We start from the raw sequence: 26,848 nt of genomic DNA on the forward strand, positions 1-26,848 counted from the left end.
CGTCACGATGATAATGTTCTGATTAGATTGGAAAAATCTTCTTTTATGTCGTGGCTTTCTTCGCGTAACTGCTCAATCTTGCGACAAGCGTGCAGCACGGTCGTATGGTCACGGCCACCAAACGCGTCCCCGATTTCCGGCAGACTGTGGTTGGTTAACTCCTTTGCCAGCGCCATCGCCATCTGACGCGGACGCGCCACCGAGCGGGAACGACGTTTAGACAGTAAATCTGCCACTTTGATCTTGTAGTACTCAGCCACTGTCTTTTGAATATTGTCGATAGTGACCAGTTTTTCCTGCAATGCCAGCAAATCGCGCAGCGCTTCACGCACAAAATCGATGGTGATCGCACGACCGGTGAAGTTGGCATTGGCGATAACGCGGTTCAGTGCCCCCTCCAGCTCACGCACGTTGGAGCGCAGACGCTTGGCAATGAAGAACGCCACTTCGCCCGGCAGGCGAATGTCGTTTTCATCGGCTTTCTTCATCAGGATCGCGACGCGGGTTTCCAGCTCCGGTGGCTCGATCGCCACGGTCAGGCCCCAGCCGAAGCGGGATTTCAGACGATCTTCAACGCCGTTGATCTCTTTTGGATAGCGATCCGAGGTCAAAATGATCTGCTGATTACCTTCCAGCAGGGCATTGAAGGTGTGGAAAAATTCTTCCTGCGATCGTTCTTTATTGGCAAAGAACTGAATGTCATCGATCAGCAGCGCGTCAACGGAACGATAGTAGCGTTTAAACTCTTCGATCGCATTGTTTTGCAGGGCTTTTACCATGTCCTGAACGAAGCGCTCGGAGTGCATATACACCACTTTGGCATTGGGCTTACGCGCCATAATGCCGTTGCCCACCGCATGCAGCAGGTGCGTTTTACCCAGACCCGTGCCGCCATACAGGAACAGCGGGTTGTAGGCTCCACCGGGGTTATCAGCAACCTGGCGAGCCGCCGCGCGCGCCAGCTGGTTCGACTTACCTTCAACGAAGTTATCGAACGTGTGTTTCACGTTAACGTTAGAGCGGTAGGTTGGCTCAGCCGGTGCGGGAACATTATCCCAGCCCTGACGAGCGGGGGCGACGCGAGGGGCCGGAGCAGGAGCGGCCTGAGCAGGCGCTGCGACGTTCACGGTTTCACGAACGGTTTGGGTGACCGGCTTTGTACCCACTTCAAAGCGCAGCTGTGGGGCATCTGACCCGCAGAAATCGTTCAGCAGTCCATTGATGTTATTAAGGTACTTGTCCCTTACCCAATCGAGCACAAAACGGTTTGGCGCATACAAAGCCAGCGTGTTATCGCTCAGTTCCGCCTGCAACGGGCGGATCCACATACTGAATTCTGTGGCTGGTAACTCATCCTGCAATCGGGCAAGACACTGCTGCCAAAGCGAAAGTGACACGGCGGACTCCACTCGAACAATAAAAGAAAACTATTGAATATTCATGATTGTTGGCGCACATCGACATGACCCTGTGTAAAGGGGGACGTGCGAATTGCTATCTGCAATTTATCCTGACCAGGATCCTGGGATCCCGATCGGGACCGCGGATCATAGCCTAAACTGAGCCAGAGATCTTCTGTTTCTCACAGATTCTTCCCGATTTATCCACAGGAAGATCCGAAACCGGGTAAGTGTAAACGATCCTGACGGGAGTGCCCCACGATTTAGTCCGCATATTGGAAAAATTAATGAGCACAGACAATTTTTTGCTTAAATGATCTAACGAAGATCCGGGACGATCCTTGCGCTTTATCGTTGAGCCCGTATAATCCTCGACCCGGCGCGTGATGCTCATCTTCCTGCGTCGTCCGTTGCTCATTTTCCACGCGAAAACGTGCGGAAATACGCGGGAAATAAGGAAAGAGAATTGACTCCGGAGTGTACAATTATTACAATCCGGCCTCTTTAATCACCCACGCTGAGGCGTTAGTCGTTCGAAACTCGTTCGGGTATACGCAAAAGTCAGTGAATTTATTCAAGTTTAGGTAGAAATCGCCATGAAACGCACTTTTCAACCGTCTGTACTGAAGCGCAACCGTTCTCACGGCTTCCGTGCTCGTATGGCTACTAAAAATGGTCGTCAGGTTCTGGCACGTCGTCGTGCTAAAGGCCGCGCTCGTCTGACCGTTTCCAAGTAATAAAGCTAACCCCTGAGTGGTTAAGCTAGCATTTCCCAGGGAGTTACGTTTGTTAACTCCCGCTCATTTCACTTTCGTCTTCCAGCAGCCACTACGGGCTGGCACGCCGCAAATCACCATCCTCGGCCGCCAAAATTCGCTGGGGCATCCCCGCATCGGTCTCACAGTCGCCAAGAAAAATGTTAAGCGTGCGCATGAACGCAATCGGATTAAACGTCTGACGCGTGAAAGCTTCCGTTTACGTCAGCACGAACTGCCTTCAATGGATTTCGTGGTGGTGGCGAAGAAAGGGGTTGCCGACCTCGATAACCGTGCTCTCTCGGAAGCGTTGGAAAAATTATGGCGCCGCCACTGTCGCCTGGCTCACGGGTCCTGATAGCCCTCATTCGGGTCTATCAACGCCTGATTAGTCCGCTACTCGGGCCGCACTGCCGTTTCACACCAACATGCTCAAGCTACGGAATTGAGGCATTGCGCAGGTTTGGAGTGATAAAAGGCAGTTGGTTGACGGTGAAACGCGTATTAAAATGCCACCCTTTACACCCAGGTGGAGACGACCCCGTCCCCCCAGGACCCTTTGATACCAGAGAACACTAACGATGGATTCGCAACGCAATCTTCTTATCATCGCTTTGTTGTTCGTGTCTTTCATGATCTGGCAGGCATGGGAGCAGGATAAAAATCCTCAACCCCAGCAGCAGACCACGCAGACTACGACCACCGCAGCGGGTAGCGCCGCCGACCAGGGCGTACCGGCCAGTGGCCAGGGGAAACAGATTACGGTTAAGACCGATGTGCTTGAGCTGACAATCAACACCCGTGGTGGTGATGTTGAGCAGGCGCTGCTGTTGACCTACCCGAAAGAGCTGAAGTCTAACGAACCGTTCCAGTTACTGGAAACCACGCCTGAGTTTATCTACCAGGCGCAGAGCGGCCTGACCGGTCGTGACGGCCCGGATAACCCGGCTAACGGTGCGCGTCCACTGTATACCGTCGAGAACGACACCTTTGTGCTGGCTGATGGTCAGAACGAACTCGCGATCCCGATGACGTACACCGACGCTGCAGGCAACACCTTCACCAAAACCTTCACCCTGAAACGCGGTGAATATGCGGTGAACGTGGGCTACAGCGTACAGAACGCCAGTGCGAAACCGCTGGAGCTGTCGACCTTTGGCCAGCTGAAGCAGTCCATCAATCTGCCGTCTCACCGTGACACCGGAAGCAGCAACTTTGCGCTGCATACCTTCCGTGGCGCGGCGTACTCCACGCCAGACGCGAAGTATGAGAAATACAAATTCGACACCATTGCCGATAACGAAAACCTGAACGTCAGCGCTAAAGGCGGTTGGGTGGCAATGCTGCAGCAGTATTTCGCTACTGCGTGGGTGCCAAATAACGACGGTACCAACAACTTCTACACCGCGAACCTGGGTAACGGTCTTGCAGCCATCGGTTACAAATCTCAGCCGGTACTGGTTCAGCCGGGTCAAACCGGTAAGCTGGCAAGCACCCTGTGGGTCGGGCCGGAAATTCAGGACAAAATGGCCGCTGTTGCGCCGCACCTGGATCTGACCGTGGATTACGGCTGGTTGTGGTTCATCTCTCAGCCGCTGTTTAAGCTGCTGAAGTTCATCCACAGCTTCCTGGGTAACTGGGGCTTCTCCATCATCGTTATCACCTTCATCGTTCGTGGCATCATGTACCCGCTGACCAAAGCGCAGTACACCTCCATGGCGAAGATGCGCATGCTGCAGCCGAAAATTCAGGCAATGCGTGAGCGTCTGGGCGATGATAAACAGCGTCAGAGCCAGGAAATGATGGCCCTGTATAAAGCAGAGAAAGTGAACCCACTGGGTGGTTGCTTCCCGCTGCTGATTCAGATGCCAATCTTCCTTGCGCTGTACTACATGCTGATGGGTTCCGTTGAGCTGCGCCACGCGCCGTTCGCCCTGTGGATCCATGACCTGTCCGCACAGGACCCGTACTACATCCTGCCGATCCTGATGGGCGTGACGATGTTCTTCATCCAGAAGATGTCGCCGACCACCGTGACTGACCCGATGCAGCAGAAGATCATGACCTTTATGCCGGTCATCTTCACCGTGTTCTTCCTGTGGTTCCCGTCAGGTCTGGTGCTGTACTATATCGTCAGCAACCTGGTGACCATCATCCAGCAGCAGCTGATTTACCGTGGTCTGGAAAAACGTGGCCTGCATAGCCGCGAAAAGAAAAAGTCCTGATTCGGTAAGTTAACGCTAAAATAAGGGCGGTCGATTGACCGCCTTTTTTATTTGTATTGAACGAGACCAACCATGAGCCATAACGACACTATCGTCGCCCAGGCAACCCCACCGGGACGCGGTGGTGTAGGCATTCTGCGCATCTCCGGCCTGAAGGCGCGCGAGGTGGCCGAAGCGGTGCTGGGTAAACTGCCAAAGCCGCGCTACGCTGATTACCTGCCGTTTAAGGACACCGACGGCACGCCGCTGGACCAGGGCATTGCACTGTGGTTCCCCGGCCCGAACTCCTTTACCGGCGAAGACGTGCTGGAGCTGCAGGGCCACGGCGGCCCGATTATCCTCGACCTGCTGTTAAAACGTATTCTGACCCTGCCGGGCCTGCGCATTGCGAAGCCGGGCGAGTTCTCCGAGCGTGCCTTCCTCAACGACAAGCTCGACCTGGCGCAGGCGGAGGCGATTGCTGACCTGATCGACGCCAGCTCTGAACAGGCGGCCCGCTCCGCCCTGAACTCGCTGCAGGGGGCATTCTCCGCGCGTGTGAATCACCTTGTGGAAGCACTTACTCACCTGCGCATCTACGTGGAAGCGGCTATCGACTTCCCGGATGAGGAGATCGACTTCCTCTCTGACGGCAAAATCGAAGCCCAGCTCAACCAGGTAATGGCCGATCTCGACGCCGTCCGTGCCGAAGCGCGCCAGGGCAGCCTCCTGCGCGAAGGGATGAAGGTGGTGATTGCCGGACGCCCTAACGCCGGGAAATCGAGCCTGCTGAACGCCCTGGCGGGCCGTGAAGCGGCGATCGTAACCGACATTGCCGGGACCACCCGCGACGTGCTGCGCGAGCATATCCATATCGACGGGATGCCGCTACACATCATTGATACCGCCGGTCTGCGCGATGCCAGCGACGAAGTGGAACGTATCGGTATCGAGCGCGCCTGGCAGGAGATCGAGCAGGCCGACCGCGTGCTGTTTATGGTGGACGGCACCACCACCGATGCCGTTGACCCGGCTGAGATCTGGCCAGACTTTATCGCCCGTCTGCCGGCGAAACTGCCGATCACCGTGGTGCGTAACAAAGCAGACGTTACCGGCGAAACGCTCGGCATTAGCGATGTGAATGGTCACTCACTGATTCGCCTGTCGGCGCGGACCGGTGAAGGCGTGGACGACCTGCGTAACCATCTTAAGCAGAGCATGGGCTTTGACACCAGCATGGAAGGCGGCTTCCTGGCGCGTCGTCGTCACCTGCAGGCGCTGGAAGAGGCGGCGAACCATCTCGTTCAGGGTAAAGCGCAGCTGATCGGCGCGTGGGCGGGTGAACTGCTGGCGGAAGAGCTGCGTCTGGCGCAGCAGAATCTGAGCGAGATCACCGGGGAGTTTACGTCGGACGATCTGCTGGGAAGGATCTTCTCGAGCTTCTGTATTGGTAAGTAATGCCCGCTAATCAATGGTGATTTCCTCCAGGGAAATCACCATTGTCCAAATGGCAACTCGCGTATTACCTTTTCACCCCCTATCCTGCATGCCTGCATCTATGGGGGGTTTATGGCGCGTTTTCTGTTTTGTAGTTTCGCATTAGTTCTGCTTTATCCGTCTGGCATTGATATGTATCTGGTGGGATTGCCCCACATCGCCCGCGATCTGGACGCCAGCGAAGCGCAGCTGCACATCGCGTTTTCGGCCTACCTCGCCGGGATGGCGTCGTCGATGGTCTTTGCCGGGAAGATAGCGGATAAGGCAGGCCGTCAGCCAGTCGCGATAACCGGTGCCATCATTTTTGCCCTGGCCTCTCTGCTCTGCTCACAGGCGCAAAACAGCACCGTGTTCCTGACCGGACGGTTTATCCAGGGTATTGGCGCTGGCGGTTGCTACGTGGTGGCGTTTGCCATTTTGCGCGACACCCTAAGCGCCCAGCGTCGCGCTAAGGTGCTCTCGATGCTGAACGGTATTACCTGCATCATCCCGGTGCTGGCCCCGGTCGTGGGATATCTGATCATGCTGAAATTCCCGTGGCAGAGCCTGTTCTGGACCATGGCGGCCATGGGCGCGCTGGTGTTTACCTTATCCATCGCCGTGCTGAAAGAGACCCACCCGGGCTCGCAGAATACCGGCCATACCGCCACCATTCACCCGGCAGAGAAGCTTCTCAACCGCTTTTTCCTCAGCCGTCTGGCCGTGACCACGTTAAGCGTGGCGGTGATCCTGACCTATGTAAACGTTTCCCCGGTTTTACTGATGGAAACCATGGGCTTCGATCGCGGTGAGTATTCAACGGTGATGGCATTAACCGCCATGGTCAGTATGGCGGTCTCGTTCTCCACCCCGTTTGCGCTAAATGTTTTCAGCCAGCGCACGCTGATGCTGACCTCACAGGTTTTATTCCTCACGGCAGGCGCGATCCTGGCGACCACCAGCTCACATGCGGTGATGCTGGTGGGCATTACGCTCATTTGTGCCGGGTTCTCGGTTGGCTTTGGCGTGGCGATGAGCCAGGCGCTTGGCCCCTTCTTGCTGCGGGCAGGCGTGGCCAGTTCGGTGCTGGGTATCGCGCAGGTCTGCGGCTCGTCGCTGTGGATTTGGCTGGCGGCAGTCATCGGGCTTAACGCGCTGAATATGCTGATCGGGGTTCTGATTGGCTGTAGCATACTGTGCATTACCTTACTTATGGTCATCCAGCCCGCGGCGCACTATGAAGAAGCCCATCAGCAGTCTCGATCTTAACCTGTTGCTCTGCCTGCAGCTTTTGCTGCAGGAGCGCAGCGTTACCAAAGCGGCGAAGCGGATGAACGTGACGCCGTCAGCGGTGAGCAAATCGCTGGCCAAGCTGCGCGACTGGTTCGATGATCCGCTGTTTGTCAAAACGCCGCTAGGGCTGCTGCCGACGCCGCTGACGGTGAGCCTGGAGCAGGATCTGGCTGACTGGATGCAAATCGGCAACCAGATCCTCGATAAATTCCACCATGACTCTCCGGGCGGGCTGACGTTCGTGCTGGCCGCGGAAACGCCGCTGATGCTGATCCGCTTCAATACCCTGCTGGAGCAGGTGAACCAGCGCTATCCGCAGGCGACGGTGAAAATGCGCCAGTGGGATTACGACTCGCTGGACGCGATTACGCGTGGCGAGGTGGATTTGGGCTTCACCGGGCGTGAAACGCATCCGCGATCCCGCGAGCTGCTTAAGCTGATGCCGTGGTTTATCGACTACGAAATTCTGTTCAGCGATCGCCCCTGCGTCTATCTGCGCGAGGATCATCCGGCGCTTCAGCAAGAGTGGAATCTGGAGACCTTCCTGCGCTATCCCCATATCAGCATCTTCTGGGAACGCAGCGACACCTGGGCGCTTGATGAGGTGCTAAAGGAGATGGGACGCGAGCGCACGATCGCCATGAGCCTGCCGGGCTTTGAACAGGCGATGTTTATGGCGGCGCAGCCCAACCATCACTATATCGCCACGGCTCCGCACTACTGCCATCACTACAATGAACTCCACCAGCGGAAGCTGATCGCGCTTCCTATTCCCATTGATGAAGCGCAGGCTGAAAAGCTTACCGTTCCCTTCACGCTGATCTGGCATAAACGGAACAGTCATAATCCGAAAATCCTGTGGCTGCGGGAGACCATCAAGGCGCTGTACGGTGCGAGCGATCCAATTTTTGCCTAAGAAAATGTAAAGTTCGGTCCTAAGGCTTCTCTTACTCCCATTTACTGATTAAAACAGGAGTCAAGTTAAGCGATAATCATGTAACCGTTTAACCGATTACGACCATTATCAAGGAGCGAAAAATGGCTACGCACTTTGCAAGAGGGATACTTACGGAAGGACGTCTCGTATCGGCAAGAATTTCTTCAGCCTGTCATACTGAAGCACTCACTCTCCCGGAACACCGCAGGACGCGGTTTTTAGCGTCCAGAGCGCTTCTCGCAGAACTGCTGTTTATGCTGTACGGCACCAGCGAGCTGCCGGATATCATTACCCAACCCGAAGGCCGCCCGGTCTTTGCCGACCCGGATCTCCCTCGTTTTTCGATTGCCTACGCGGGCAATATCATTGGCGTCGCGCTGACCACCGAAGGGGATTGTGGGCTCGATATGGAACTTCAGCGCGCGACGCGCAGCTTCCATGGCGGTAATGCGCATGAAGACTATCCGCTCTCCAGCAATGAGAAGCTGTGGGTCCGCAACCAGAACGACCCTGTCGAAGCCAGAGCCCAGCTCATTACCTTACGTCAGAGCATTCGCAAGCTCTGTGGATGCGCCTCAGACGACGCCAGCCTTCTGCAACTGCTGCCAGGCTCCGGACGTCTTCGTGCCACTCAGGCCACGCTGGTAGAGGCGCTCAGTGACGCAGAGGATGTGCTCATTTGGTCCATTGCGGTTACCCCCGCCATCGAACGCATGAAAATCTGGGAATTTGACAGTCAACAGGGATGGCGTAGCCTTCCTGATGTGCCCGAGCGCGCCAACGAGCCCGCCGCACGCCTGATGCGTTTAACCAGTTTACCGGCAGAAAAAGCATTCACCCTTAGCTGATCCAATCAGGGTCATCATGATGAAACAGGAGTAATCATGTCTGATACGTTGAAAGTCGTTACTTTACTGGGAAGCCTGCGCAAAGGTTCATTTAACGGGATGGTAGCCCGCACGCTGCCACAGCTGGCGCCTGCAGGTATGGAAATTAGCGCCCTGCCGTCTATTGGCGATATTCCGCTGTATGATGCGGATGTCCAGCAGGAAGAAGGGTTCCCGCAGAGCGTTGAGGCGCTGGCCGAACAGATCCACCAGGCCGACGGCGTGGTCATCGTCACGCCAGAGTATAACTACTCGGTTCCGGGTGGCCTGAAGAATGCCATCGACTGGCTGTCCCGTTTACCTGAGCAGCCGCTGTCAGGCAAACCGGTGCTAATCCAGACCAGCTCCATGGGCGCGATTGGCGGCGCGCGCTGCCAGTATCACCTGCGCCAGATCCTGGTATTCCTCGATGCGATGGTGATGAACAAGCCGGAATTTATGGGCGGAGTGATTCAGAATAAGGTCGACCCGCAAACGGGTGAGGTGGTCGATCAGAGCACGCGCGACCATCTCTCTGGCCAGCTGACGGCGTTCGGGGATTATATTAAGCGAGTGAAGGCGTAAGATCATTGCGGCCTGATGCCCTCACCCTGACCCTCTCCCACGGGGAGAGGGAACAAACACTAAAGCCCTTTTCGAAGAAAAGGGCTTACTGTTTATTTGGCGTCAATAAACACAATCTTCAGCACAAACAGCAGCGCCACAACGATGACGCACGGGCTGAGGTCGCGGAAACGACCGGTACCGATCTTCATTACGCAGTAAGAGATAAAGCCCAGCGCGATACCTTCGGTAATTGAGAAGCTGAACGGCATCATCACGGCGGTAATAAACGCCGGCACCGCTTCGGTTAAATCATCCCACTTAACGCGAGACAGGCTGGAGGTCATCAGCACCCCCACGTAGATCAGCGCACCCGCTGCAGCGTACGGAGGCACCATGCCCGCCAGCGGCGAAAGGAAGATCACCAGCAGGAACAGAATACCCACCACAACCGCCGTCAGACCAGTACGGCCACCTACAGAAACCCCGGAAGAGGATTCAATGTAAGCGGTAACAGACGAGGTTCCGATAAATGAGCCGGTCACAGAGGAGATACTGTCCACAAACAGCGCCTGCTTCATGCGCGGGAATTTCCCTTTTTCATCCGCCAGACCCGCTTTGTCGGTCACGCCGATCAGCGTACCGGAGGAGTCGAACAGGTTCACCAGCATGAAGGAGAAAATCACGCCCGCCAGGCCCAGGTTCAGGGAGCCCGCCAGATCGACGTGACCAACAACGGTAGAGATGCTCGGTGGCGCGGAAACGATGCCGTTATAGTGAACGTCGCCCAGCATCCAGCCCAGCAGGGTGGTGACCACGATAGACACCAGCACCGCCGCGTGAATATTGCGGGAAGCCAGGATCGCGATGATAAAGAAGCCCAGCACGCCCAGCAGCACGTTATGAGAGGTCAGGTGACCGATGCTCACCAGCGTATCCGGGTTCGCCACGATAACGCCGGCGTTTTTCAGCCCCATCATACCGATGAACAGACCGATACCGCTGGTGATGCCCACGCGCAGGCTCACAGGAATGTTCGCAATCATCCAGTAACGCACGCGGAAAATGGTCAGCAGCAGCAGACCAACCGCGCCCCAGAAGATGGCGCCCATGCCAACCTGCCACGGCAGACCCATCGCCTGAACGACCACGAACGCGAAGAACGCATTCAGGCCCATCGCCGGCGCCAGCGCAACCGGCAGGTTAGCGAACACACCCATCAGAATGCTGCCAAGGGCCGCAATCAGGCAGGTGGTTACAAAGACGGCGCTGGTATCCATGCCAGCAACGCCCAGAATTTGAGGGTTCACAAAAACGATATAGACCATCGTCAGGAAGGTGGTGAAACCCGCGATCACTTCGGTGCGTGCCGTTGTGCCGTGCTCGCGCAGTTTGAAAACGCGCTCAAGCAGACCCTGACCAGACGTCTGGGTAGTGTGTTGTTGACTCATCATCAATTTCCGAACAAGGAGGGAAAATTCGTCGCTATCCTATACCAAAATGCGACAATAGTGGCGGTTACGTGATACTTTTTTCATTGAATATGCTTATACGGCAACGATTGCGTTTCGGCGAACTGCCGTACGTAAACGTTAAACTGGTTAAAAGGGAAAGGCATGTCCGGAATTGAAGCGGTATTTTTCGACTGCGACGGTACGCTGGTCGACAGTGAGGTCATTTGTTCCCGCGCGTATGTGGCCATGTTCCAGGAATTTGGCATTACGCTGGAACTCGAAGAGGTGTTTAAACGCTTTAAGGGCGTGAAGCTCTACGAGATCATCGACATCATTAACGAAGAACACGGCGTTGTTCTGGAGAAAGCGGCTCTGGAACCGGTGTACCGCGCCGAGGTTGCACGCCTGTTCGACTCCGAGCTGGAGGTTATCTCCGGGGCTAACGCGTTGCTGGATGCGATGACGGTACCGATCTGCGTCGTCTCTAACGGCCCGGTCAGCAAAATGCAGCACTCGCTGGGCAAGCTTGAGATGCTGCACCACTTCCCGGAAAAGCTGTTCAGTGGCTACGATATCCAGCGCTGGAAGCCGGACCCGGCGCTGATGTTCCATGCGGCGAAAGCGATGGGCGTCAACGTAGAGAACTGCATTCTGGTGGATGACTCGTCTGCGGGCGCGCAGTCGGGGATTGATGCGGGAATGGAGGTGTTTTACTTCTGCGCCGACCCGCACAACAAGCCGATCGATCATCCAAAAGTCACGACCTTCACCGATCTGGCGCAGTTGCCCGCTCTGTGGAAGGCGCGCGGGTGGGATATTACTTGCTGAAAAAACAAAGCCGGATGGCGCTAACGCTTATCCGGCCTACAGGGCTAGTAGGGCGGGTAAGCGCTAGTGCCACCCGCCACAAACATTACTCTTTCGGATCTTTACCCGCCAGCAGCTTATCCAGCTCGTCGCCGCCCACGTGACGGAAGTCCTGACCTTTCACGAAGTAGAAAATGTATTCGCAAATGTTCTGGCAGCGGTCGCCGATACGCTCGATGGAGCGCGCGCAGAACAGGGCAGTCAGTACGCTTGGGATCGTACGGGAATCTTCCATCATATAGGTCATCAGCTGACGCACGATGCCTTCATACTCCTGGTCGACCTTCTTGTCTTCACGGTAGATACGCACCGCTTCGTCCAGATCCATACGCGCAAAGGCATCCAGCACGTCGTGCAGCATCTGCACGGTGTGGCGGCCCAGCGACTCCAGGCTCACCAGCAGCGGCTGGTGCTGCTGAGAGAACTTCTCCAGCGCGGTGCGGCAGATTTTATCCGCCACGTCACCAATACGCTCCAGCTCGGCGATGGTTTTGATGATCGCCATCACCAGACGCAGGTCGCTCGCCGTCGGCTGACGTTTCGCGATAATGCGCACGCAGGCCTCGTCGATAGCGACTTCCATCATGTTGACGTTTTTGTCGCCTTCAATGACGCGCTTCGCCAGCTCGCTGTCCTGGTTGTGCATTGCCGTAATTGCATCAGAAAGCTGCTGCTCAACCATGCCACCCATGGTCATCACCTGCGTGCGGATGCTTTCCAGCTCTGCGTTGAACTGGCCTGAAATATGTTTATTAAGATTGAGGTTGTCCATGGTTTCTCCACATGCACTAAGGCAAATCAACCGTAGCGGCCAGTAATATAATCTTCGGTTTGTTTCTTCGCGGGCTTAGTGAACAGATCGTCCGTGTTGCTGAACTCAATCAATTCACCCAGGTACATAAACGCCGTGTGATCGGAACAACGTGCAGCCTGCTGCATGTTATGGGTCACGATAACCACGGTGTAATCCTGCTTCAGCTCGGTGATCAGCTCTTCAATGCGGCCGGTTGAGATCGGGTCCAGCGCTGAACACGGCTCATCCAGCAGCAACACTTCAGGGCGAATCGCAATACCACGCGCAATGCACAGACGCTGCTGCTGACCACCGGAGAGAGAGTAACCGCTCTGGTGCAACTTATCTTTGGTTTCGTTCCATAATGCGGCCTTGGTCAAAGCCCACTGCACGCGCTCGTCCATATCGGCACGGGAGAGCTTTTCAAACAGACGAACGCCAAAGGCGATGTTGTCATAAATGGACATCGGGAACGGTGTGGGTTTCTGGAACACCATCCCCACTTTGGCGCGCAGCAGGGCAATATCCTGAGCCTGGGTCAGAATGTTTTCGCCGTCGAGGATGATTTCCCCTTCAGCGCGCTGCTCCGGATAGAGCGAATACATTTTGTTAAAGGTACGCAGCAGCGTGGATTTCCCACAGCCGGACGGACCGATAAATGCCGTGACCTGGTTCTTGGCGATATCCAGGTTGATGTTCTTCAGGGCATGGAATTTGCCGTAGTAGAAGTTCAAATCACGAACCTGAATCTTACCCGGGGCAGTATCAACCATACTCATTGACTCATTTCCTCATTCGGCGCCGCGAGCTGCCGCGCCGTAAAAAATTAACCGTGTTTCTTCTTCGCGAAAATGACGCGCGCCAGAATGTTCAGCAACAGTACGCAAAGGGTAATGATCAGCACCCCGGCCCAGGCCAGCTGCTGCCATTCCGCGAATGGGCTCATCGCAAATTTAAAGATCGTTACCGGCAGGTTGGCGATCGGCTGCATCATGTCCGTGCTCCAGAACTGATTGGAGAGGGACGTAAACAGCAGCGGCGCCGTTTCACCCGCGATACGCGCAACCGCCAGCAGGATACCGGTCATGATCCCGGAGACCGACGCCTTCAGCGTAATCGCCGAGATCATCTTCCATTTCGGCGTACCCAGCGCATAAGCCGCTTCACGCAGGCTGTCCGGCACCAGTTTCAGCATGTTCTCGGTGGTTCGAATCACAATCGGCACCTGCAGCAGCGCCAGTGCAATCACACCCGCCCAGCCGGAGAAGTGTTCCATCTGCGCCACCACCACGGTGTATACAAACAGACCCACGACGATAGACGGTGCAGACAGCAGAATGTCGTTGATGAAGCGAATGACTTCCGCCAGCCAGGATTTACGACCGTATTCTGCCAGGTAGATGCCCGCCATGATGCCCAGCGGCGTGCCGAAGACCGTCGCCCAGAGGATCAGCAGTCCGCTGCCCGCCAGGGCATTCGCCAGGCCACCACCCGCCGTGTTCGGCGGCGGCGTCATTTCGGTGAACAGCGACAGTGACATTCCGTCAATTCCGCGAACGACCGTCGAGAAGAGGATCCAGACCAGCCAGAACAGGCCGAATGCCATCGTCGCCATAGAGAGCGTCAGGGCAATGCGGTTTTTCATGCGGCGTCTGGCCTGCATTTTACGGCGAGATTCCGCCAGTTCAGCGGTTGCTTGCATTTCGAGAGTAGCCATTAGCGTGCCCCCTCATTTTTAGCGAGACGCATAATCATCAGCTTGGAAATCGCCAGAACAATGAAGGTGATAACGAACAGAATCAGACCCAGCTCCATCAGCGCCGCCACGTGCAGCCCCGATTCCGCTTCCGCAAATTCATTCGCCAGCGCCGAGGTAATACTGTTACCCGGCATGTAGAGCGACGCGCTGTCGAGCTGGTAGGTGTTACCGATGATAAAGGTAACCGCCATGGTTTCACCCAGCGCACGACCTAAGCCCAGCATCACGCCCCCGATCACCCCATTTTTGGTGAACGGAAGGACGATGCGCCAGATCACTTCCCAGGTGGTGCAGCCGATACCGTAGGCCGACTCTTTCATCATCACCGGCGTTTGTTCGAAGACATCGCGCATAACCGCCGCAATGTACGGAATAATCATGATGGCGAGGATCACACCTGCCGCCAGAATGCCAATACCGAAAGCCGGGCCAGAGAACAGGGCCCCCACAAACGGAATGGCAGAAAGAACGTTACCGACCGGTTCCTGGAAGTATGTGGCGAACAGCGGAGCAAAGATGAACAGGCCCCACATGCCGTAGACGATACTTGGAATGGCTGCCAGCAGTTCGATGGCAATACCCAGCGGGCGCCGCAGCCAGCCCGGCGCCAGTTCCGTCAGGAACAGGGCAATACCAAAGCTTACCGGAACCGCAATCAGAAGGGCGATGAACGAGGTCATCAGCGTGCCGTAAATCGGCACCAGGGCACCGTAGATGTCGTTCGGCGCGTCCCACTCTTTGGTCCACAGGAAGGAGAAACCGAATTTCTGGATGCTCGGCCATGAGGAGAAAATCAGAGACACGATAATGCCGCCCAGCAGCAATAGCACAATCAGCGCAGCCAGTTTAACCAGCGCGCTGAAAATCATGTCACCTTTTTTACCCGGAGGGTTAAATGCAGGCTTGGTTGCAGCCATAAATTACTCTTCTGTTTGAGACGTTTTTACGAATATGCCCGGTGGCGCTAACGCTTACCGGGCCTACAGCTTAAACCGTAGGGCGGGTAAGCGCAGCGCCACCCGCCATCTTCGTTAAATATATCCTGTTAGTACAGCGCTTTACCGCTGCTGTCTTTCACGTTGGTTTTCCATGCAGCGCGAATCTGCTCAACCACGTTGTCCGGCAGGGTGGCGTAATCCAGAGCGTTAGCCTGTTTGCCGCCGTTTTTGTATGCCCAGTCGAAGAACTTCAGCACTTCGGTGCCCTGCTCAGGTTTCTTCTGCTCTTTGTGAACCAGGATGAAGGTGGTAGAGGTGATTGGCCATGCACCTTCGCCTTTCTGGTTAGTCAGATCCTGCGCGAACGATTTGCTCCAGTCAGCGCCTTTGGCGGCGTTAGCAAAGTTCTCTTCGGTTGGGCTAACCGGTTTGCCGTCGGCTGAAACCAGTTTGGTGTAGGACAGGTTGTTCTGCTTAGCGTACGCATACTCTACGTAGCCGATGGAGCCAGGCAGACGCTGTACGAACGCGGCGATACCGTCGTTACCTTTACCGCCCAGACCGGTTGGCCAGTTAACGGTAGAGCCGGAGCCGACTTTAGATTTCCACTCTTCGTTCACTTTTGCCAGGTAGCTGGTGAACACGAAAGAGGTACCGGAACCATCCGCGCGGCGAACCACGGCGATGTTCTGAGAAGGCAGCTTCAGGCCTGGGTTGAGTTTGGCGATCGCTTCGTCATCCCATTTTTTGATTTTGCCCAGGTAGATGTCACCCAGGGTTTTGCCGTCCAGCACCAGCTCGCCCGACTTCACGCCCGGCAGGTTGATGGCCAGGACCACGCCACCGATCACGGTCGGGAACTGGAACAGGCCTTCCTGAGCCAGTTTGTCATCAGACAGCGGAGCGTCTGATGCGCCGAAATCAACCGTGTTCGCGGTAATTTGTTTAACGCCACCGGAGGAGCCGATACCCTGATAGTTAACCTTGTTACCGGTTTCTTTCTGGTAGGTATCCGCCCATTTGGCATACACCGGCGCAGGGAAGGTTGCACCAGCGCCAGTCAGGCTTGCTTCTGCAAATACAGAGAACGCGCTCAGAGATAAGGTCGCGGCGACAACAGTTGCGACAGTGGTACGCATAACTTTCATAATGTCTCCTGCAAGATTTTCGTAAATCGTTGTTTAGTGGCTACGATGAGCAAAATAGGACAAACAGGTGACAGATAAATGTACGAATTATGACAGTTTTATGACAATGGAAATTTCACTTAAAAACAAGCAAAATAAATATTATATTTCAATGCATTAGCCACTTTTATGACAAGACGTTTTCAGAAATATTTTCTTTATGTGACACTGAAAAAAGTAGCTGAAGATGACAAATTGTCATTATTAAAAATGAGAAAGGATTGATGAAAAACAAACCAGGCAGGATAAAAAAGCTCCACCCGAAGGTGGAGCCTGAAGGGATTATTCTACGGTAACCGATTTCGCCAGGTTACGCGGCTGGTCAACGTCGGTGCCTTTGATCAGCGCAACGTGATAGGCCAGCAGCTGCAGCGGAACGGTGTAGAAGATGGGTGCAATCACCTCTTCCACATGCGGCATCTCGATGATGTGCATGTTGTCATTGCTGACAAAACCGGCATCTTTGTCGGCGAAGACGTACAGGACACCACCGCGAGCGCGGACTTCTTCGATGTTAGATTTCAGTTTTTCCAGCAGTTCGTTGTTTGGTGCCACAACGATGACCGGCATATCCGCGTCAATCAGCGCCAGCGGGCCGTGTTTCAGCTCGCCTGCCGCATAGGCTTCAGCGTGAATGTAGGAGATCTCTTTCAGCTTCAGCGCGCCTTCCAGCGCAATCGGATACTGATCGCCACGACCCAGGAACAAGGCGTGATGTTTATCAGAGAAGTCTTCCGCCAGCGCTTCAATGCGTTTGTCCTGAGACAGCATCTGCTCAATGCGGCTCGGCAGCGCCTGCAGGCCGTGAACGATGTCGTGCTCAACGGAAGCATCTTCGCCTTTCAGACGCGCCAGCTTCGCCACCAGCATCAGCAGAACGGTCAGCTGCGTGGTAAACGCTTTGGTGGAGGCCACGCCGATTTCGGTGCCTGCTTTGGTCATCAGCGCCAGATCGGATTCACGCACCAGGGAAGAGCCAGGAACGTTGCAGATGGCCAGTGAGCCCAGGTAACCCAGCTCTTTAGAGAGACGCAGCGCGGCAAGCGTGTCCGCCGTTTCGCCAGACTGGGAAAGGGTGATCATCAGGCTGTTACGACGCACCGCAGATTTGCGATAGCGGAATTCAGACGCGATTTCCACATCGCACGGCACGCCCGCCAGGGATTCAAACCAGTAGCGAGAAACCATACCGGAGTTGTAGGAGGTGCCGCAGGCCACGATCTGAATGTGCTCAACCTTGCCGAGCAGTTCGTTCGCGTTTGCACCCAGCTCGCTCAGATCCACTTCACCGTGGCTGATGCGCCCGGTCAGGGTGTTTTTGATGGCGTTTGGCTGCTCGTAAATCTCTTTCTGCATGTAGTGACGGTAAGCGCCTTTATCGCCCGCGTCGTACTGCAGATTCGATTCGATCTCCTGACGTTTCACCTGCTCGCCTTTGGTATCGAACACGGTCACGCTGCGGCGAGTCACTTCCGCGATATCACCCTCTTCGAGGAAGATAAAGCGACGGGTAACCGGCAGGAGCGCCAGCTGGTCAGAAGCGATGAAGTTTTCGCCCATGCCCAGACCGATAACCATCGGGCTACCGGAACGCGCGGCCAGCAGCGTGGACGGGTCGCGGGAATCCATGATCACCGTACCGTACGCACCGCGCAGCTGAGGGATAGCACGCAGCACCGCATCACGCAGTGTGCCGCCCTGCTCCAGCTCCCAGTGCACCAGGTGAGCAATCACTTCGGTGTCAGTTTCAGAGACGAAGGTGTAGCCGCGCGCTTTCAGTTCTTCGCGCAGCGGTTCGTGGTTTTCGATAATGCCGTTGTGCACGACCACGATGTGTTCAGACACATGCGGGTGCGCGTTACCTTCAGACGGTTCACCGTGCGTCGCCCAGCGGGTGTGCGCAATACCGGTACCACCGTGCAGCGGATGTTCTTCCGCGGCCTGGGCCAGCATCTGCACTTTTCCGAGACGACGCAGACGGGTCATATGGCCTTCTGCATCGACGACAGCCAGACCGGCTGAGTCGTAACCACGGTATTCCAGACGACGTAAACCTTCGAGAAGGATTTCAGCAATATCACGCTGCGCAACTGCGCCAACAATTCCACACATAATTTTAGATTCCGAATTTAGGCATTATGCCTGCGTTGTCGCTGACCTGTATTTGCCCTTTCCGGGCGCCCCGAGCCTTGTAGAGAGTGGGGTTATTTTTATGGGTACTGCTTGTGGGGGGAGGATTATATTATCCCCTCACCCCGGCCCTCTCCCCAAAGGGGCGAGGGAGAAAAACACCGCACCGAACGATCCCCTCTCCCCTGTGGGGAGAGGGTTAGGGTGAGGGGTAAATCCGTTACTTTTTCTTCACCGGGCGTTTCCAGCCCTGCTTGCTGACCTGCGGAACGCGGCTTAACACCAGCGCGTTCTCGGCCACATCGCGCGTGACGGTTGTTCCGGCGGCAATGGTCACCCCGTTACCCACGGTAACAGGCGCCACCAGCTGCGTATCGGAGCCAACGAACACGTCATCACCGATGATGGTTTTAAACTTATTCGCGCCGTCATAGTTACAGGTAATCGTCCCTGCACCAATATTCACGTTATTGCCAATTTCCGCGTCGCCAAGATAGGTCAGATGACCGGCTTTCGAGCCTTTACCCAGACGCGCTTTTTTCATTTCCACGAAGTTACCCACGTGAGCGCCTTCCAGCAGCTCAGCGCCCGGGCGCAGACGCGCAAACGGGCCGATGGTACAGGCGGCATCCAGACGGGCATCTTCCACCACGCTGTACGGGCTGATTTCGCAGTCGTCACCGATGACGCTGTTTTTAATCACGCAGCCGGTGCCAATTTTGACGCGGTTGCCCAGCGTCACGTTACCCTCGAGGATAACGTTAGTATCAATCTCAACGTCACGCCCGTGAGATAACGAACCACGCAGATCGAAACGCGCCGGATCGCGCAGCATCACGCCCGCCAGCAGCAGTTTTTCGGCCTGCTCGGACTGATAAATACGCTCAAGACGGGAAAGCTGCAGGCGGTTGTTCACACCGTCCGTTTCGCTGATGCGCGCCGGATGAACGGCGGCAATTTCACGCCCTTCGTGGTACGCCATCGCAATGATGTCGGTGATGTAGTATTCACCCTGCGCGTTGTTGTTGTTGAGTTTGGACAGCCAGCGCTTCATATCCGCGCCATTGGCAATCAGGATACCGGTGTTGATCTCCTGAATCTTGCGCTGTTCGTCGCTGGCATCTTTATGCTCAACAATACCCGTGACGTTACCGTTTTCACGGGTGATGCGACCATAACCGCTCGGATCGTCCAGCACGACGGTCAACAAACCGATGCCGCCCTGCGGTTTGGCTGCACGCAGGCGAGTCAGTGTTTCAACGGAGATCAGCGGGACATCGCCGTAGAGCATCAAAATGTCTTCGTCATCCGCAAAGAAAGGCGCTGCCTGCTGCATCGCATGGCCTGTACCCAACTGTTCGGCCTGAAGCACCCAGTTGAGCTTGTCATCGCTCAGCGTCTTTTTAAGCAGATCGCCACCGTGGCCGTAGACCAGGTGGACCTGACTCGCACCCAGTTCATTCGCTGCATCAATGACATGCTGCACCATTGGCTTTCCTGCAAGCGTGTGGAGCACCTTAGGCAGATCGGAATACATGCGGGTCCCTTTGCCTGCGGCAAGGATCACCACGCTCATCGCACTGTTTGACATACGCATCCTGACGGTAGTTTGAGTGAGAAGTAAAAACGTTTGATGCTTAAAATTCTACATCTTTTTCATCATGAATTAAGGCCGAAAAAAAAAGCCAGCCTGGTATCCAGACTGGCTTTTGTGCTTTTCAAGCCGGTGTTACATCGCTTTTTTGGTCAACTCGATAACGCGCAGTTTCGCGATCGCTTTGGCCAGCTCCGCAGACGCCTGAGCGTAATCCACGTCACCATGAGAGCTGCTAATGTGCTCTTCAGCCTTACGCTTCGATTCCAGGGCTCGCGCTTCGTCGAGATCCTGGCCACGGATAGCGGTATCGGCCAGAACGGTCACACTGCCTGGCTGCACTTCAAGAATGCCGCCGGACAGATAGATAAACTCTTCGTGACCGAACTGTTTAACGATGCGGATCATACCAGGCTTAATGGCGGTGAGCAGCGGTGCGTGACCCGGGAAGATACCCAGTTCACCTTCACTACCCGTTACCTGGATTTTCTCGACCAGACCAGAGAACATTTGTTGCTCTGCGCTGACGACGTCCAGGTGGTAAGTCATTGCCATATCACCCTCCGATTAAGGCGTTAAAGTTTTTTGGCTTTTTCCACGGCTTCGTCGATGGAACCAACCATGTAGAACGCCTGCTCCGGCAGGTGATCGTATTCGCCTTCCATGATGCCTTTAAAGCCACGGATGGTGTCTTTCAGGGAAACGTATTTACCCGGAGAACCGGTGAATACTTCCGCAACGAAGAATGGCTGGGACAGGAAGCGCTGGATCTTACGCGCACGTGCTACCACCAGTTTGTCTTCTTCAGACAGTTCATCCATACCCAGGATGGCGATGATGTCTTTCAGTTCCTGGTAACGCTGCAGCAGGGACTGTACGCCACGCGCGGTGTCGTAGTGTTCCTGACCCACAACCAGTGGATCCAGCTGACGGCTGGTGGAGTCCAGCGGGTCAACGGCCGGGTAGATACCCAGAGACGCGATCTGACGGCTCAGTACCACGGTTGCATCTAAGTGCGCAAAGGTGGTGGCTGGTGATGGGTCAGTCAAGTCATCCGCAGGTACGTATACCGCCTGAACGGAGGTGATAGAACCGGTTTTGGTAGAGGTGATACGTTCCTGAAGAACACCCATCTCTTCCGCCAGCGTAGGCTGATAACCTACCGCTGAAGGCATACGACCCAGCAGTGCAGATACTTCCGTACCGGCCAGGGTGTAACGATAGATGTTATCAACGAACAGCAGAACGTCACGGCCTTCGTCACGGAATTTCTCAGCCATAGTCAGACCGGTCAGCGCAACGCGCAGACGGTTTCCTGGTGGCTCGTTCATCTGGCCGTAAACCAGGGATACTTTGTCCAGAACGTTGGAGTCGGTCATTTCGTGGTAGAAGTCGTTACCCTCACGAGTACGTTCACCTACACCCGCAAACACAGAGTAACCGGAGTGCTCGATCGCGATGTTACGGATCAGCTCCATCATGTTTACGGTTTTACCTACGCCCGCACCACCGAACAGACCAACTTTACCGCCCTTCGCGAACGGACACATCAGGTCGATAACTTTGATACCGGTTTCCAGCAGTTCCTGAGAGCTGGACAGCTCTTCGTAGGAAGGTGCCGCGCGGTGGATAGCCCAACGCTCTTCTTCACCGATGTCGCCTTTCATGTCGATTGGTTGACCCAATACGTTCATGATACGACCCAGTGTTGCTTTACCTACCGGGACTTCGATCGGGTGCTCAAGGTCTTTTACTTCCAGACCACGACGCAGACCGTCGGAAGAACCCATCGCGATGGTACGCACGATACCGCCGCCGAGCTGCTGCTGAACTTCCAGCACCAGGCTCTCGTTACCATTCTGTACCTCAAGCGCGTCGTACACGCGTGGTACGGCGTCCTGAGGGAACTCGACGTCCACCACGGCGCCGATTACCTGGACAATCTTTCCAGTAGCCATCTTGAATCCTCTACGTAATTCGTAAACCTGGTTAAACCGCGGCGGCCCCCGAGACGATCTCGGTGAGTTCCTGAGTAATGCTGGCCTGACGAGCTTTGTTGTAAACCAACTGCAGCTCTTTAATCAGGCTGCCGCCATTATCGGTCGCGGCTTTCATCGCCACCATTCGTGCGGCCTGCTCGCTGGCCAGGTTTTCTACAACGCCCTGATAAACCTGAGATTCAACGTAACGACGCAGCAGGGTATCCAGCAGCGGTTTCGGATCGGGTTCATACAGGTAATCCCAGGTTTTTTGCTTCAGCTCGCCATCTTCTGATGCCGGTAACGGCAGCATCTGCGTGAGCGTTGGAACCTGAGACATGGTGTTAATGAATTTGTTGCTGACAACGTACAGTCTGTCCAGACGGCCTTCATCATAAGCCTGCAACATCACTTTAACCGGGCCGATCAGTTCGGACAGGGACGGGTTATCACCCATACCGGTCACCTGAGCGACAATGTTGCCACCAACGGAGTTAAAGAAAGAGACGCCTTTAGAGCCGATCATTGCGATATCGCACTGAACGCCTTTTTCAGACCATGCTTTCATATCCGCCAGCAGTTTTTTGAACAGGTTAATGTTCAAGCCGCCACACAGACCACGGTCGGTCGACACCACCAGGTAGCCCACGCGCTTAACGTCGCGTTCTTCCAGGTAAGGGTGCTTATATTCCAGATTACCGTTTGCAAGGTGACCAATCACTTTGCGCATGGTTTCTGCATAAGGACGGCTGGCCGCCATGCGATCCTGCGATTTACGCATTTTGGAAGCGGCGACCATCTCCATCGCTTTAGTGATCTTTTGCGTGTTCTGGACGCTTGCGATCTTACTACGTATCTCTTTTGCGCCGGCCATGAGCTTCTCCTCAATGCCAGGCGGCTTGTCCTGAGACAAGCCGCCGGACGATTACCAGGATTGGGTTGCTTTGAAGGAATCGAGGATAGCTTTCAGCTTGCCTTCGATTTCGTCGTTATAGCCACCGGTCTGGTTGATCTCTTGCATCAGCGGAGCGTGATCACGGTCGACGTAAGCCAGCAGAGCGGCTTCGAAGCTACCGATTTTCGCCAGTTCCACATCTTCGAGGTAACCGCGTTCAGCCGCGAACAGTACCAGGCCCTGCTGAGCAACAGACATTGGTGCATACTGTTTCTGCTTCAGCAGCTCGGTCACTTTCTGACCGTGGCTCAGCTGTTTACGGGTTGCTTCGTCCAGATCGGATGCGAACTGAGAGAACGCAGCCAGTTCACGATACTGTGCCAGCGCGGTACGGATACCACCGGACAGTTTCTTGATGATCTTGGTCTGAGCAGCACCACCAACACGGGATACGGAGATACCCGGGTTAACTGCCGGACGAATACCGGAGTTAAACAGGTTGGTTTCCAGGAAGATCTGACCATCGGTAATGGAGATTACGTTGGTCGGAACGAACGCAGAAACGTCACCCGCCTGGGTTTCAATGATCGGCAGCGCGGTCAGAGAGCCCGTTTTACCCTTCACTTCACCTTTGGTGAAGTTCTCGACGTATTCCGCGTTAACGCGGGAAGCACGCTCCAGCAGACGAGAGTGGAGGTAGAATACGTCGCCAGGGAACGCTTCACGTCCAGGTGGACGACGGAGCAGCAGGGAAACCTGACGATAAGCAACAGCCTGTTTAGACAGGTCATCGTATACGATCAGTGCATCTTCACCGCGGTCACGGAAGTATTCGCCCATTGCGCAACCGGCGTATGGCGCCAGGTATTGCAGTGCAGCAGATTCAGACGCAGTTGCTACCACAACGATGGTGTTAGACAGTGCGCCGTGCTCTTCCAGTTTACGAACCACGTTAGAAATGGTGGACGCTTTCTGGCCGATGGCCACGTACACGCATTTGATGCCGGAATCACGCTGGTTGATGATGGCGTCGATAGCCATCGCGGTTTTACCGGTCTGACGGTCACCGATGATCAGTTCACGCTGACCACGACCGATTGGAATCATGGCATCAACGGACTTATAACCTGTCTGAACAGGCTGATCTACGGACTGACGGTCGATAACGCCTGGTGCGATAACTTCGATTGGGGAGAAGCCATCGTGCTCAACCGGACCTTTACCGTCGATTGGCGCACCCAGGGTGTTAACAACGCGACCCAGCAGGCCACGGCCAACCGGAACTTCCAGAATACGGCCAGTACACTTAACCTTCATGCCTTCGGCGAGGTCAGCGTATGGACCCATCACAACTGCACCTACGGAGTCGCGCTCCAGGTTCAGTGCGATAGCGTAACGGTTACCCGGCAGGGAAATCATCTCACCCTGCATACAATCGGCCAGGCCGTGGATGCGGATAACACCGTCACTTACAGAAACAATAGTACCTTCGTTGTGAGCTTCACTCACAACACTGAACTGAGCAATGCGCTGCTTGATCAGTTCGCTGATTTCGGTGGAATTCAGTTGCATGCTCCAGTCCCCTTAAGACTGCAAGACGTCTGCAAGGCGTTCAAGACGGCCGCGTACGCTGCCATCAATGACCATATCACCCGAGCGGATGATTACGCCTGCCATTACAGACTTATCGATTTTGCAATTCAGCTTAACTTTGCGTGACAGACGTTTTTCCATCGCGGCGGTGATTTTCGCAAGCTGTTCGTTACTCAGTTCAGTCGCAGAAGTCACTTCAACTTCAGCGGTTGCTTCACTAAGGGCACGTAAGTGCTCAAACTGCTCGAGAACATCCGGGAGCACACGGAGACGACCATTTTCTGCCATCACCTTAATCAGGTTCTGGCCGTTGGCATCCAGTTGCTCTCCGCACACGGCGATAAACGACGCGGCGAGAGTTTCAGGTGCTAACGCACCGGAAAGCAACTCAGCCATTTGTTCGTTTTTCGTCACCTCAGCGGCAAACGCCAGCATATCCTGCCAGCGATCGACATTGTGGTGTTCGACAGCAAAGTCAAAAGCTGCTTTGGCGTAGGGGCGAGCTACCGTAACAAATTCAGACATCAGCCCCTCCCTCCTTACAGTTCAGCGACAAGTTTGTCCACGATGTCGCTGTTAGCAGCTTCATCCACGGAACGTTCGATGATCTTCTCGGCGCCAGCAACAGCCAGAATCGCAACCTGCTTACGCAGTTCTTCACGAGCACGTTTACGCTCAGCATCAATTTCTGCCTGAGCCTGTGTCACGATCTTAGTACGTTCCTGTTCTGCTTCAGCTTTGGCTTCGTCCAGGATCTGCGAACGGCGTTTGTTAGCCTGTTCGATGATTACCTGAGCTTCCGCTTTCGCTTTTTTCAGCTGGTCTGTCGCGTTGGCCTGTGCAAGGTCCAAATCTTTCTTAGCGCGTTCTGCAGAAGCCAGACCGTCAGCAATTTCTTTCTGACGTTTTTCGATGGCAGCCATTAAAGGCGGCCATACATACTTCATGCAGAACCAGACAAAGAGAATAAACGCGATGGCCTGGCCGAGGATTGTTGCGTTCATGTTCACAGCACAATACCTCTTTAATTTCTGTGGCTTAGGGTTTTAAAACTACTACTACGCGACAGCAAACATCACGTACAGACCCAGACCTACAGCGATCATTGGGATAGCATCCACCAGACCCATAACGATAAAGAACTGAGTACGCAGCAGAGGAATCAGATCAGGTTGACGCGCTGCGCCTTCCAGGAATTTGCCCCCGAGGATGCCGATACCGATCGCAGCACCGATAGCCGCCAGACCCATCATCACAGCGGCAGCCATGTACAGCAGATCCATATTCAGGTTTTCCATGACAGTCTCCAGTTTGTTTCAATTAAAACGTAGTAGTGTTGGTAAAAAATCAGTGCTCTTCAGACGCCATCGACAGATAGACGATCGTCAGAACCATGAAGATAAAGGCTTGCAGCGTAATGATCAGGATGTGGAAAATGGCCCACGGCACATTCAGAACCCACTGTGACCACCACGGCAGAAGACCCGCGATCAGAATGAAAATCAGCTCACCCGCATACATGTTGCCGAACAGTCGCAGACCCAGTGAAACAGGTTTGGACAGCAGGCTAACGCCTTCCAGGATCAGGTTGACCGGAATAAACGCCCAGTGGTTGAACGGCTGCAAGGTAAGCTCTTTCACAAAGCCGCTTACGCCTTTCATTTTGATGCTGTAGAAAAGAATCAGGATAAACACGCCCAGCGCCATCGACAGGGTGATGTTCACGTCCGCAGACGGTACAACACGCAGTGCAGGCAGGCCGAAGATGTGCTCGCCGATAAACGGCAGCAGATCGATTGGCAGCAGGTCCATCAGGTTCATCAGGAAGACCCAAACGAACACGGTCAGCGCCAGCGGAGCAATCAGCTTGCTCTTGCCATGGTACATGTCTTTGACGCTGCCATGGACGAAGCCGATGATCATTTCGATGAAGGTCTGGAATTTCCCTGGTACACCGCTGGTCGCTCGTTTAGCAACACCGCGGAACATGGCCAGGAACAGAAGACCCAAAACCACCGAGAAGAACATGGAGTCGATGTTGATCGTCCAGAAGGTGGCCGGGGGGTTATGTGGATCCACCAGCGAGAATGTACGCAGGTCCAGCTGAAGGTTATTCAGATGGTGACCTATGTAATCCTGCGGCGTCATATTTTCTGAAGCCATG

27 protein-coding genes are annotated in these 26,848 nt (G+C 55.0%); 10 read left to right on the forward strand and 17 right to left on the reverse strand.

Going from position 1 to position 26,848, the window contains the following annotated elements:
- Positions 1-2: 2 nt before the first annotated feature.
- Positions 3-1,397 (reverse strand): chromosomal replication initiator protein DnaA, encoded by a 1,395-nt coding sequence (gene dnaA / locus AC0TNG_RS00985; RefSeq protein WP_010426558.1) that lies wholly within the window; start codon positions 1,395-1,397, stop codon positions 3-5.
- Between the two features lie 599 nt (positions 1,398-1,996).
- Between dnaA and rpmH the strand changes: the two genes are divergently transcribed.
- From rpmH to AC0TNG_RS01030, 9 genes are all read left to right on the forward strand, one after another.
- Positions 1,997-2,137 (forward strand): 50S ribosomal protein L34, encoded by a 141-nt coding sequence (gene rpmH, locus AC0TNG_RS00990; protein ID WP_000831330.1) that lies wholly within the window; start codon positions 1,997-1,999, stop codon positions 2,135-2,137.
- 16 nt (positions 2,138-2,153) lie between these two features.
- Complete coding sequence (gene rnpA, locus AC0TNG_RS00995; protein ID WP_032640303.1) at positions 2,154-2,513, forward strand: ribonuclease P protein component; 360 nt, start codon at positions 2,154-2,156, stop codon at positions 2,511-2,513.
- Positions 2,477-2,734 (forward strand): membrane protein insertion efficiency factor YidD, encoded by a 258-nt coding sequence (gene yidD / locus AC0TNG_RS01000; protein ID WP_001307474.1) that lies wholly within the window; start codon positions 2,477-2,479, stop codon positions 2,732-2,734. The genes rnpA and yidD overlap by 37 nt, the downstream gene beginning before the upstream one ends.
- Positions 2,735-2,736: 2 nt before the next feature.
- Positions 2,737-4,380 (forward strand): membrane protein insertase YidC, encoded by a 1,644-nt coding sequence (yidC, locus tag AC0TNG_RS01005; RefSeq protein WP_090420285.1) that lies wholly within the window; start codon positions 2,737-2,739, stop codon positions 4,378-4,380.
- 72 nt (positions 4,381-4,452) lie between these two features.
- Positions 4,453-5,817 carry a tRNA uridine-5-carboxymethylaminomethyl(34) synthesis GTPase MnmE gene (mnmE, locus tag AC0TNG_RS01010; protein WP_473712624.1) on the forward strand — a complete coding sequence of 455 codons (1,365 nt, stop codon included), beginning with the start codon at positions 4,453-4,455 and terminating at the stop codon, positions 5,815-5,817.
- A 111-nt stretch (positions 5,818-5,928) separates the two neighbouring features.
- Positions 5,929-7,104 (forward strand): MdtL family multidrug efflux MFS transporter, encoded by a 1,176-nt coding sequence (locus AC0TNG_RS01015; RefSeq protein ID WP_473712625.1) that lies wholly within the window; start codon positions 5,929-5,931, stop codon positions 7,102-7,104.
- A complete protein-coding gene (gene yidZ, locus AC0TNG_RS01020; protein ID WP_157189894.1) occupies positions 7,073-8,044 on the forward strand; it encodes an HTH-type transcriptional regulator YidZ in 972 nt (323 codons plus the stop codon). Before AC0TNG_RS01015 ends, yidZ begins: the two co-directional genes overlap by 32 nt.
- Positions 8,045-8,166: 122 nt before the next feature.
- Positions 8,167-8,913, forward strand: coding sequence for a 4'-phosphopantetheinyl transferase family protein (locus AC0TNG_RS01025; protein ID WP_024907878.1), 747 nt, complete (start codon positions 8,167-8,169; stop codon positions 8,911-8,913).
- A gap of 36 nt (positions 8,914-8,949) precedes the next feature.
- Positions 8,950-9,516, forward strand: coding sequence for an NADPH-dependent FMN reductase (locus tag AC0TNG_RS01030; RefSeq protein WP_473712626.1), 567 nt, complete (start codon positions 8,950-8,952; stop codon positions 9,514-9,516).
- Between the two features lie 92 nt (positions 9,517-9,608).
- Here AC0TNG_RS01030 and adeP read toward each other — a convergent pair whose 3' ends face one another.
- Positions 9,609-10,946 (reverse strand): adenine permease AdeP, encoded by a 1,338-nt coding sequence (gene adeP / locus AC0TNG_RS01035; RefSeq protein ID WP_463727200.1) that lies wholly within the window; start codon positions 10,944-10,946, stop codon positions 9,609-9,611.
- Positions 10,947-11,111: 165 nt separating this feature from the next.
- On the opposite strand from adeP, the gene yieH reads away from it, so the two are divergent.
- On the forward strand, positions 11,112-11,777 hold the full coding sequence (gene yieH / locus AC0TNG_RS01040) for a 6-phosphogluconate phosphatase (RefSeq protein ID WP_463727199.1): 666 nt from the start codon (positions 11,112-11,114) through the stop codon (positions 11,775-11,777).
- An 85-nt stretch (positions 11,778-11,862) separates the two neighbouring features.
- Here the strand turns inward: yieH and phoU are convergent, their stop codons facing one another.
- The 15 genes from phoU to atpB form a co-directional block, all read right to left on the reverse strand.
- A complete protein-coding gene (gene phoU, locus AC0TNG_RS01045; protein WP_008500182.1) occupies positions 11,863-12,588 on the reverse strand; it encodes a phosphate signaling complex protein PhoU in 726 nt (241 codons plus the stop codon).
- Between the two features lie 26 nt (positions 12,589-12,614).
- Positions 12,615-13,388 carry a phosphate ABC transporter ATP-binding protein PstB gene (gene pstB, locus AC0TNG_RS01050; RefSeq protein WP_008500183.1) on the reverse strand — a complete coding sequence of 258 codons (774 nt, stop codon included), beginning with the start codon at positions 13,386-13,388 and terminating at the stop codon, positions 12,615-12,617.
- A gap of 47 nt (positions 13,389-13,435) precedes the next feature.
- Complete coding sequence (pstA, locus tag AC0TNG_RS01055; protein ID WP_024907882.1) at positions 13,436-14,326, reverse strand: phosphate ABC transporter permease PstA; 891 nt, start codon at positions 14,324-14,326, stop codon at positions 13,436-13,438.
- The gene (gene pstC / locus AC0TNG_RS01060; RefSeq protein WP_024907883.1) at positions 14,326-15,285 is read right to left on the reverse strand and encodes a phosphate ABC transporter permease PstC; all 960 of its coding nucleotides are present in this window, start codon (positions 15,283-15,285) and stop codon (positions 14,326-14,328) included. Before pstC ends, pstA begins: the two co-directional genes overlap by 1 nt.
- A gap of 128 nt (positions 15,286-15,413) precedes the next feature.
- Positions 15,414-16,454: a phosphate ABC transporter substrate-binding protein PstS gene (pstS, locus tag AC0TNG_RS01065; RefSeq protein WP_024907884.1), complete on the reverse strand. Its 1,041-nt coding sequence runs from the start codon at positions 16,452-16,454 to the stop codon at positions 15,414-15,416.
- A gap of 321 nt (positions 16,455-16,775) precedes the next feature.
- Positions 16,776-18,605 (reverse strand): glutamine--fructose-6-phosphate transaminase (isomerizing), encoded by a 1,830-nt coding sequence (gene glmS / locus AC0TNG_RS01070; protein WP_023309792.1) that lies wholly within the window; start codon positions 18,603-18,605, stop codon positions 16,776-16,778.
- Between the two features lie 238 nt (positions 18,606-18,843).
- On the reverse strand, positions 18,844-20,214 hold the full coding sequence (glmU, locus tag AC0TNG_RS01075) for a bifunctional UDP-N-acetylglucosamine diphosphorylase/glucosamine-1-phosphate N-acetyltransferase GlmU (protein ID WP_024907885.1): 1,371 nt from the start codon (positions 20,212-20,214) through the stop codon (positions 18,844-18,846).
- 138 nt (positions 20,215-20,352) lie between these two features.
- Complete coding sequence (locus tag AC0TNG_RS01080; protein WP_006177560.1) at positions 20,353-20,772, reverse strand: F0F1 ATP synthase subunit epsilon; 420 nt, start codon at positions 20,770-20,772, stop codon at positions 20,353-20,355.
- A 20-nt stretch (positions 20,773-20,792) separates the two neighbouring features.
- Positions 20,793-22,175 carry a F0F1 ATP synthase subunit beta gene (atpD, locus tag AC0TNG_RS01085; RefSeq protein WP_006177559.1) on the reverse strand — a complete coding sequence of 461 codons (1,383 nt, stop codon included), beginning with the start codon at positions 22,173-22,175 and terminating at the stop codon, positions 20,793-20,795.
- Positions 22,176-22,206: 31 nt separating this feature from the next.
- Entirely contained in the window at positions 22,207-23,070 is an 864-nt protein-coding gene (atpG, locus tag AC0TNG_RS01090; RefSeq protein ID WP_024907886.1) for a F0F1 ATP synthase subunit gamma, read from the reverse strand.
- Between the two features lie 51 nt (positions 23,071-23,121).
- A complete protein-coding gene (atpA, locus tag AC0TNG_RS01095; protein ID WP_006808751.1) occupies positions 23,122-24,663 on the reverse strand; it encodes a F0F1 ATP synthase subunit alpha in 1,542 nt (513 codons plus the stop codon).
- Positions 24,664-24,675: 12 nt separating this feature from the next.
- Positions 24,676-25,209: a F0F1 ATP synthase subunit delta gene (atpH, locus tag AC0TNG_RS01100; protein ID WP_024907887.1), complete on the reverse strand. Its 534-nt coding sequence runs from the start codon at positions 25,207-25,209 to the stop codon at positions 24,676-24,678.
- Between the two features lie 14 nt (positions 25,210-25,223).
- Positions 25,224-25,694 (reverse strand): F0F1 ATP synthase subunit B, encoded by a 471-nt coding sequence (atpF, locus tag AC0TNG_RS01105; protein WP_014072436.1) that lies wholly within the window; start codon positions 25,692-25,694, stop codon positions 25,224-25,226.
- A 48-nt stretch (positions 25,695-25,742) separates the two neighbouring features.
- A complete protein-coding gene (gene atpE, locus AC0TNG_RS01110; RefSeq protein ID WP_000429386.1) occupies positions 25,743-25,982 on the reverse strand; it encodes a F0F1 ATP synthase subunit C in 240 nt (79 codons plus the stop codon).
- Positions 25,983-26,031: 49 nt separating this feature from the next.
- Positions 26,032-26,847: a F0F1 ATP synthase subunit A gene (gene atpB, locus AC0TNG_RS01115; RefSeq protein ID WP_008500193.1), complete on the reverse strand. Its 816-nt coding sequence runs from the start codon at positions 26,845-26,847 to the stop codon at positions 26,032-26,034.
- Position 26,848: the final 1 nt, after the last annotated feature.

It is taken from the genome of Enterobacter sp. PL_is514, assembly GCF_055816715.1.